This is a genomic window from Cerasibacillus sp., from assembly GCF_036516575.1.
Lineage (GTDB): Bacteria > Bacillota > Bacilli > Bacillales > Amphibacillaceae > Cerasibacillus.
The window spans coordinates 25,438-33,109 of record NZ_DATBTY010000011.1 but is presented as its reverse complement, the minus strand read 5'-3'; the positions used below and the strand labels follow the sequence as shown (position 1 = coordinate 33,109).

Sequence of the window (7,672 nt, the reverse complement as noted above, 5' to 3'; positions counted from 1 at the left end):
TTCAGAAGTGATGATTCGTCAAGAAATGGACGTCAAAAATCAGACACGTGAACAAGTTTTTGCGCAAATGGAAAATAATTTGCGTGTTATGGAAAAAGCCATTGAAGATAGTTTACAAGGTGTTCAATCTGTTACTGGGCTTACAGGTGGTGACGCTGTTCGAGTTCAAAATTATATGAAAGAAAAAACGCCATTGTCAGGTCATATTCTATTAGATGCTGTCAGTAAAGCAATGGGAACAAATGAAGTGAATGCCGCAATGGGCATGATTTGCGCGACACCAACAGCTGGTAGTGCAGGTTGTGTTCCAGGTGCTTTATTTGCTGTAAAGGAACGGTTAAATCCAACTCATGAACAGATGGTACGCTTTTTGTTCACTGCGGGTGCCTTTGGTTTTGTCGTTGCCAATAATGCATTTATATCAGGAGCAGCTGGAGGGTGTCAGGCTGAAGTTGGTTCAGCAGGTGCAATGGCTTCGGCTGCTGTTGTTGAAATGGCAGGAGGTACTCCCGAGCAATGTGCAGATGCTTTTGCCATCACCCTAAAAAATATGCTCGGACTCGTATGTGACCCTGTCGCAGGCTTAGTCGAGGTTCCTTGTGTAAAGCGTAATGCAGCAGGTTCAGCTCTCGCTATCGTAAGTGCAGACTTAGCTTTAGCCGGTGTAAAAAGTCGTATTCCTTGTGATGAAGTCATTGGAGCGATGTATCGAATCGGACAGACAATGCCTGCTTCTTTACGAGAAACGGGTGAGGGGGGCCTAGCTGATACCCCGACCGGACGCTTTTTAAAAGAAAAACTATTCGGCAGTAAGTAAAGAAAGAGTGATACATGTGTTAAGCGAACCGATTACGAATCTTAAAGGAGTCGGAGAAAAAGTTCAAGAAGAATTGGAAGTCATGCATATTCATACGATGGAAGACCTATTATATTATTTCCCTTATCGTTATGATGTGTTTGAATTAAAACCGCTTAGCGAACTCATTCATGAGGATAAAGTAACTATTATGGGAAGGGTAGCACATGAACCTTCCCTTACTTTTTTTGGAAGGAAAAAGTCACGACTGTTTTTTAATGTCATGGTCGAACATGTAGCTGTAAAAGCGGTGATGTTTAATCGAGCATTTGCTAAAAAGCATATTAATCAAGGGGATCTTGTTACGCTAACAGGTAAATGGGATGCCCATCGCCTACAAATAACGGTAGACCAATATAAAGTTGGCCCCGTAAATGCTGATGATAAAATCAAACCAATCTATTCTGTTAAAGGTAAAATGACAAACTATCGATTACGAAAAATTATAAAACAAGCTATAGCTGATTATGGTGACGATGTTGATGAACGTTTGCCAGAACATATTTTAATTGATTATAAGTTACCTAACCTAACAGAAGCATTAAAAACGATGCATTTTCCGCCTAATCGCATCGCCTTAAAACATGCACGTCGTCGTTTTACATACGAGGAATTTTTGTTGTTTCAATTAAAAATACAGTTGTTACGTCACTTAAACCGAGATGCTCAAGAAGGAAGAGCACAGCATTATGATGCTCAAAAAGTACAACAGTTTGTTCAAAATCTGCCATTTCAATTAACAAATGCACAACAAAAATCTTTAAATCAAATCTTATCAGACTTGAAAGCACCATACCGAATGAACCGTTTATTACAAGGCGATGTCGGTTCAGGAAAAACGGTTGTGGCAGCAATTTCGCTATATGCATCGATAACAGCGAAACGCCAGGGAGCACTTATGGTCCCAACAGAAATTTTAGCAGAACAACATTATCAGTCCTTAAAATCATTATTTAATGGTCGTGTAACAATCGCTTTATTAACGGGTTCTGTTAAGGGGAAAAAGCGAGAAGCTATTTTATCCGCCGTCCAGAACCATGACATTGATATTGTGATTGGAACCCATGCATTAATTCAGGATGATGTTGTTTTTCATAACCTAGGTTTAGCTATTATAGACGAGCAGCACCGATTTGGTGTTAAACAACGTCGATTACTAAAGGAAAAAGGGGAATTAGCAGATGTGTTATTTATGACAGCTACTCCCATCCCACGAACGTTGGCTATTACAGCATTTGGTGATATGGATGTATCTATTATTAATGAAATGCCAGCAGGGAGAAAAGAAATCGAAACATATTGGGTTAAAGAAAACATGTTGGAACATACACTTGACTTTATTCAACGTAAAATCAATCAAGGTGAGCAGGCATATCTCATCTGCCCATTAATTGAGGAGTCAGATAAACTTGATATTCAAAATGCTGTTGATCTATATCATCAGTTAAAGACATATTATCCCTCAGAAATTAAAGTCGGTTTAATGCATGGTCGTTTGCCAAGTGATGAAAAAGATGCCGTGATGAAAGCATTTGTTAAAAATGAAATCCAAGTTCTTGTATCAACGACTGTTATAGAAGTTGGTGTTAATGTTCCGAATGCAACGGTTATGGTAATTTATGATGCTGAGCGATTTGGCTTGGCCCAATTACATCAATTACGCGGACGAGTCGGTCGAGGAAGTATAGAAAGTTTTTGTATCCTTATTGCTGAGCCTAAAGGAGAAATTGGTAAAGAACGGATGCGGATTATGACAGAAACAACGGATGGATTTCAGTTAGCAGAAGAAGATTTAAAATTACGTGGTCCAGGTGATTTTTTTGGGAAGAAACAAAGTGGCTTACCAGAATTTAAAGTTGCCGATATGGTCCATGATTACCGAGCGTTAGAGACGGCCAGACAAGATGCTAATCAGCTCATTGAACATCAAATCATTTTTAAAAATCCGGAGTATAAAGCATTACTCCATTACCTAGAAAGTGAAGGCATTTTTACAAAACCACTAGACTAATTTAGACTTGCAATTTTTTCCCTGGTATTATATATTACTTTTAGTACCAAGTCATAAAAGTTTGTTTGTTGACGAATCACTAATATAAGTGAAGATAGATGTGGACGGTGCTATGATGAGAAAAACAAAAGCAGAAAGACAACGCTTATTAAAAGAAACAATCGAATATACACCATTTATTACAGATGAAGAATTAGCTAAAATTTTTGAGGTTAGTATCCAAACGATTCGGCTTGATCGCATGGAATTAAAAATACCTGAATTACGTGAACGTATTAAATCTGTTGCTAAATTACAATGGAATGAACAAGTACGTTCTCTCGCAGTAGAAGATATCGTGGGTGAAGTCGTTGATTTGGAATTGGACAAAAAAGCGATTTCAATTATGGATATCGGTCGAGAACATGTGTTTTCACAAAAAAATATTGCTCGCGGGCATCATTTGTTTGCCCAAGCGAATTCTCTAGCAGTCGCTGTCATTAATGACGAACTGGCATTAACAGCCAAGTCAAACATCCGATTTATACGTCAAGTAAAACAGGGTGAGCGTGTGGTTGCTAAAGCAATCGTAAAAAAACAAACTGATAGAGGGTTAACCATTGTACAAGTTGACAGTTTTGTTAATAATGAACAAGTCTTCACTGGGGAATTTCACATGTACCGCTCAAGAGAATTAAGAGATTAATCAAATGTTTGTTAATTTGTAATAAAAGGAGACACAAATAATGAAGTTAGCAATCGATGCTATGGGTGGTGACCACGCACCAAAAGCGATTGTAGAAGGTGCTATGGAAGCCATTAACCAAATTGAAAATCTTGAAATCACTTTAGTAGGTGATCAAGCACAAATTGAACCATTCTTAACAAATCATAACCGTATCGATATTTTACATACAACAGAAGTTATTACAGGCGATGATGAGCCTGTAAGGGCAGTGCGTCGAAAAAAGAATGCGTCGATGGTTCTCATGGCTAACGAAGTTAAAGAAAAGCGCGCAGATGCATGTGTTTCAGCGGGGAATACTGGTGCCTTAATGAGTGCTGGACTTTTTGTTGTTGGTCGGATTCCCGGAATTGATAGACCAGCATTAACTCCCACATTTCCAACGCTCGACGGTAAAGGCTTTTTAATGTTAGATGTTGGAGCAAATGTGGATGCCAAACCGAATCATCTTGTTCATTATGCAATTATGGGGTCCATTTATGCAGAAAAAGTAAGAAAGATAAATCAACCAACTGTTGGCTTATTAAATATCGGTACTGAAGATGGAAAAGGGAATGATTTAACACGACGAGCGTTTCGTAAATTACAAGAGGCTCCCATCCATTTTATTGGTAATGTTGAAGCTAGAGACTTATTAGACGGCGTAGCAGATGTTGTTGTAACAGACGGATTTAGTGGTAATATTGCATTAAAAACAATCGAAGGTACAGCCATGTCGATGTTTCGTATGTTGAAGGATGTATTTTTATCTTCCGTGAAAACAAAATTAGCTGCTGGACTTATGAAAAATGAACTAAAGCAATTAAAAGCACAACTTGATTATTCAGAATATGGTGGTGCGGGCTTATTTGGATTAAAAGCGCCTGTTATTAAAGCACATGGTTCTTCTAATTCTCGAGCAATTGTTAGTGCCATAGAACAAGCTTGTCATATGGTAGAGTATCGGGTAACAGAAACGATTCAATCAACAGTTGAACAAATGCAAGAACAGGAGGAAAACAGATGAAGACACTCGCATTTATGTTTCCGGGTCAAGGCTCACAAGCGATCGGTATGGGGCAGGAGATATATGACCAGTTCCCGACCGTTCAAGAATTGTATCATAAAGCAAATGATGTTTTAAATAAAGATTTAAAACAGATGATGTTCCATGGTCCTAAAGAGACATTAACTGAAACAGAAAATGCCCAACCTGCTCTTGTATTAGCAAGTATGGCTATTTTTGACTTGTTAAAACGAGAAGGCATAACACCCCAAGCAACAATAGGACATAGTTTAGGAGAATATAGTGCTCTCGTTGCAGCGGAATCGCTTGAATTATTTGATGCCCTTCCATTAGTTGCCACACGTGGAAAGCTGATGGAAAAAGCGGTTCCAAAAGGTGAAGGAACGATGGCTGCCGTCTTAGGACTAGACTCTGAATTAATCGAGGAAGTACTCGCAAACCTAACAGATGAAGTGGTTGATATGGCAAATTTAAATTGTCCGGGACAAATCGTTATCTCAGGTACTAAAAAAGGAATAGACATTGCTTCAACACGTTTAAAAGAAAAGGGAGCAAAGCGTGTCATCCCTCTGAATGTTAGTGGTCCATTTCATTCGCGACTAATGAAGCCGGCAAGTGAACAATTTAAAGAAGCTCTTTCACAAACGCAAATTAAAGATGCTATGATACCAGTCTATGCCAATGTGACAGCAGAACCAGTCAAAGAAAGTGAATTAATAGAATCACTCTTAATTAAACAATTGTATTCTCCTGTTCGGTTTGAAGAATCCATAAAGAACATGATTGATTCAGGTATTGATACGTTCGTTGAATTAGGTAGTGGAAAAGTGCTAAGAGGGTTAGTTCGAAAAATAAATCGCAATATCCAAACGTTTTCAATCGATGACATGGCGTCACTCCAATTGTTTATCGATTGGTATAAAAAGGAGGAGATATCATGTTAACTGATCAAGTTGCTTTGGTAACAGGTGCATCACGTGGCATTGGACGAGAGATTGCATTAGAACTCGCTCGTCATGGGGCACATGTTGCTGTCAATTATGCGGGAAGTAAGGAGAAAGCAGAATCAGTTGTACAGGAGATTGAAGCATTAGGGAGAAAAGCGATTGCGATTCAAGCTGATGTAAAAGATGAGTCAAGCGTTAAGCAAATGGTAAAAGAAGTAACCCAAACATTTAACCGATTAGATATTCTTGTCAATAATGCAGGTATTACGAAAGATAATTTAATCATGCGAATGAAAGAGGAAGACTTTGCTGATGTGATTGACACGAATCTAAAAGGTGTCTTTCTCTGTACGAAAGCAGTGACTAGACAGATGATGAAACAACGTTCTGGACGTATCATCAACATGGCTTCAATTGTAGGTGTTACAGGAAATCCTGGCCAGGCAAATTATGTTGCTGCAAAAGCTGGTGTCATCGGATTAACAAAAACAACAGCGAAAGAACTTGCTTCTCGTAATATTCTAGTCAATGCAGTTGCGCCGGGCTTTATTTCAACTGATATGACGGCTGTCTTAACAGATGAACAGAAAGAAGAAATGTTAAAAATGATTCCATTAGCCAAACTAGGTGAGCCGGAACAGGTCGCGAAAGTTGTACGCTTTTTAGCATCAGTTGATGCAAATTATATAACAGGCCAAGTGATTCATGTCGATGGTGGAATGGTGATGTAGAGATAATGTTTTTAATTGCAATGTGAGGTCATGTTAACTATGATTTATGTTGAAAGGAGGTGAAAATGATGGAGGATGTTTTTGAAAGAGTTAAGAAAATCATCGTTGACCAGCTTGAGGTTGAAGAAGAAAAGGTAACAATGGAAGCATCTTTTATTGATGACCTTGAAGCCGATTCATTAGATGTTGTTGAACTTGTTATGGAGTTAGAAGATGAATTTGATATGGAAATTGCTGATGATGAAGCTGAGAATATTCAAACGGTTGGAGATGCTGTCAACTACATAAACAGCAATCAATAAAATTGATATTAAAACTGTGGTAGAAAGTCTTGCTTTGGCGGGACTTTCTTCCTATCATTTTATTAGGAGGTGAGTCAAATGAATTTATCCCACATTGAAAAAAAACTCGGGGTTAAATTTAATAATCCTAAATTACTTAAGCAAGCATTCACACATTCATCGTATGTGAATGAGCATCGTAGAGGGAATTTTTCGGATAACGAGCGACTAGAGTTTCTAGGAGATGCTGTGCTAGAGCTAGGCGTTTCACAATATTTATTTCGCTCGATGAGTGATAAACCAGAAGGAGAAATGACAAAGCTAAGAGCTACAATCGTTTGTGAAGCATCACTTGAACGTTATGCAAGAAAACTTAACATCGGAAAATACCTATTATTAGGTAGAGGGGAAGAGCAGACCGGGGGAAGAGAACGCTCTGCCATTTTAGCTGATGCATTTGAAGCCTTTTTAGGAGCTCTTTATTTGGACCAAGGCTATTCGTCAACAATACAATTTTTAGAGACGCATGTTTTTCCTGATATCTCAACAGGTGCTTTTTCGCATGTGATGGATTATAAGAGTCAATTGCAAGAAGTCGTCCAACAACATAAAAACCATTCCATTTATTATCGTATTACAGATGAAATCGGGCCGTCACACCATAAACAATTTATTGCTGAAGTGAAGATCAATGGTAAAGTTAAGGGGAAGGGCAAAGGTAGAACGAAGAAAGAAGCTGAACAATTTGCTGCTAAACAAGCATTGGAAAAGTTACAAACTATTATCCCGTAATATGAAAAAGACTTCCTAGACCCGAAATAACACGGTCTAGGCTTTGTCTTTTTATTTTTACTATACTCTTACTTTTCGTAATTCGTCTAGGAAAGCTTGTGCTTCTAGGGCAGTTAAATTTCCTTTTTGTTTAATCATATCGTACATCGCTTTAATGTCGCTATATTTTTCAAGATTATAGTCTTCAGGATCAAGTAGGCCCCGATTTGCTATATTCAAATATTGGCCAAGTTCAGTTAATATGGTTTTTAAATTTTCTAATGATGGCTGTTCTAAATTCAATCAAATCACCTCGTCAATTCCTTGTCATTTTTATAAAGGATT

9 protein-coding genes are annotated in these 7,672 nt (G+C 38.1%); 8 read left to right on the top strand and 1 reads right to left on the bottom strand.

Going from position 1 to position 7,672, the window contains the following annotated elements; all coding sequences use genetic code 11:
* From sdaAA to rnc, 8 genes are all read left to right on the top strand, one after another.
* The coding region (gene sdaAA, locus VIG73_RS02535) for an L-serine ammonia-lyase, iron-sulfur-dependent, subunit alpha (protein WP_331638987.1) at positions 1–817 on the top strand (817 nt) is incomplete at its 5' end.
* Positions 818–833: 16 nt separating this feature from the next.
* Positions 834–2,867: an ATP-dependent DNA helicase RecG gene (gene recG, locus VIG73_RS02530; protein ID WP_331638986.1), complete on the top strand. Its 2,034-nt coding sequence runs from the start codon at positions 834–836 to the stop codon at positions 2,865–2,867.
* Between the two features lie 115 nt (positions 2,868–2,982).
* Positions 2,983–3,552 (top strand): transcription factor FapR, encoded by a 570-nt coding sequence (gene fapR / locus VIG73_RS02525; protein ID WP_331638990.1) that lies wholly within the window; start codon positions 2,983–2,985, stop codon positions 3,550–3,552.
* 40 nt (positions 3,553–3,592) lie between these two features.
* Positions 3,593–4,597, top strand: a complete 1,005-nt coding sequence (plsX, locus tag VIG73_RS02520) for a phosphate acyltransferase PlsX (protein ID WP_331638985.1) — start codon at positions 3,593–3,595, stop codon at positions 4,595–4,597.
* Positions 4,594–5,541: an ACP S-malonyltransferase gene (gene fabD, locus VIG73_RS02515; protein WP_331638984.1), complete on the top strand. Its 948-nt coding sequence runs from the start codon at positions 4,594–4,596 to the stop codon at positions 5,539–5,541. The genes plsX and fabD overlap by 4 nt, the downstream gene beginning before the upstream one ends.
* Positions 5,535–6,275 (top strand): 3-oxoacyl-[acyl-carrier-protein] reductase, encoded by a 741-nt coding sequence (gene fabG, locus VIG73_RS02510; RefSeq protein ID WP_331638983.1) that lies wholly within the window; start codon positions 5,535–5,537, stop codon positions 6,273–6,275. The genes fabD and fabG overlap by 7 nt, the downstream gene beginning before the upstream one ends.
* A gap of 68 nt (positions 6,276–6,343) precedes the next feature.
* Positions 6,344–6,577 carry an acyl carrier protein gene (locus tag VIG73_RS02505; RefSeq protein WP_331638982.1) on the top strand — a complete coding sequence of 78 codons (234 nt, stop codon included), beginning with the start codon at positions 6,344–6,346 and terminating at the stop codon, positions 6,575–6,577.
* A 78-nt stretch (positions 6,578–6,655) separates the two neighbouring features.
* Entirely contained in the window at positions 6,656–7,348 is a 693-nt protein-coding gene (rnc, locus tag VIG73_RS02500; protein ID WP_331638981.1) for a ribonuclease III, read from the top strand.
* Between the two features lie 60 nt (positions 7,349–7,408).
* Here the strand turns inward: rnc and VIG73_RS02495 are convergent, their stop codons facing one another.
* Complete coding sequence (locus VIG73_RS02495) at positions 7,409–7,630, bottom strand: DUF1128 domain-containing protein (protein ID WP_331638980.1); 222 nt, start codon at positions 7,628–7,630, stop codon at positions 7,409–7,411.
* Between the last annotated feature and the right edge of the window lie 42 nt (positions 7,631–7,672).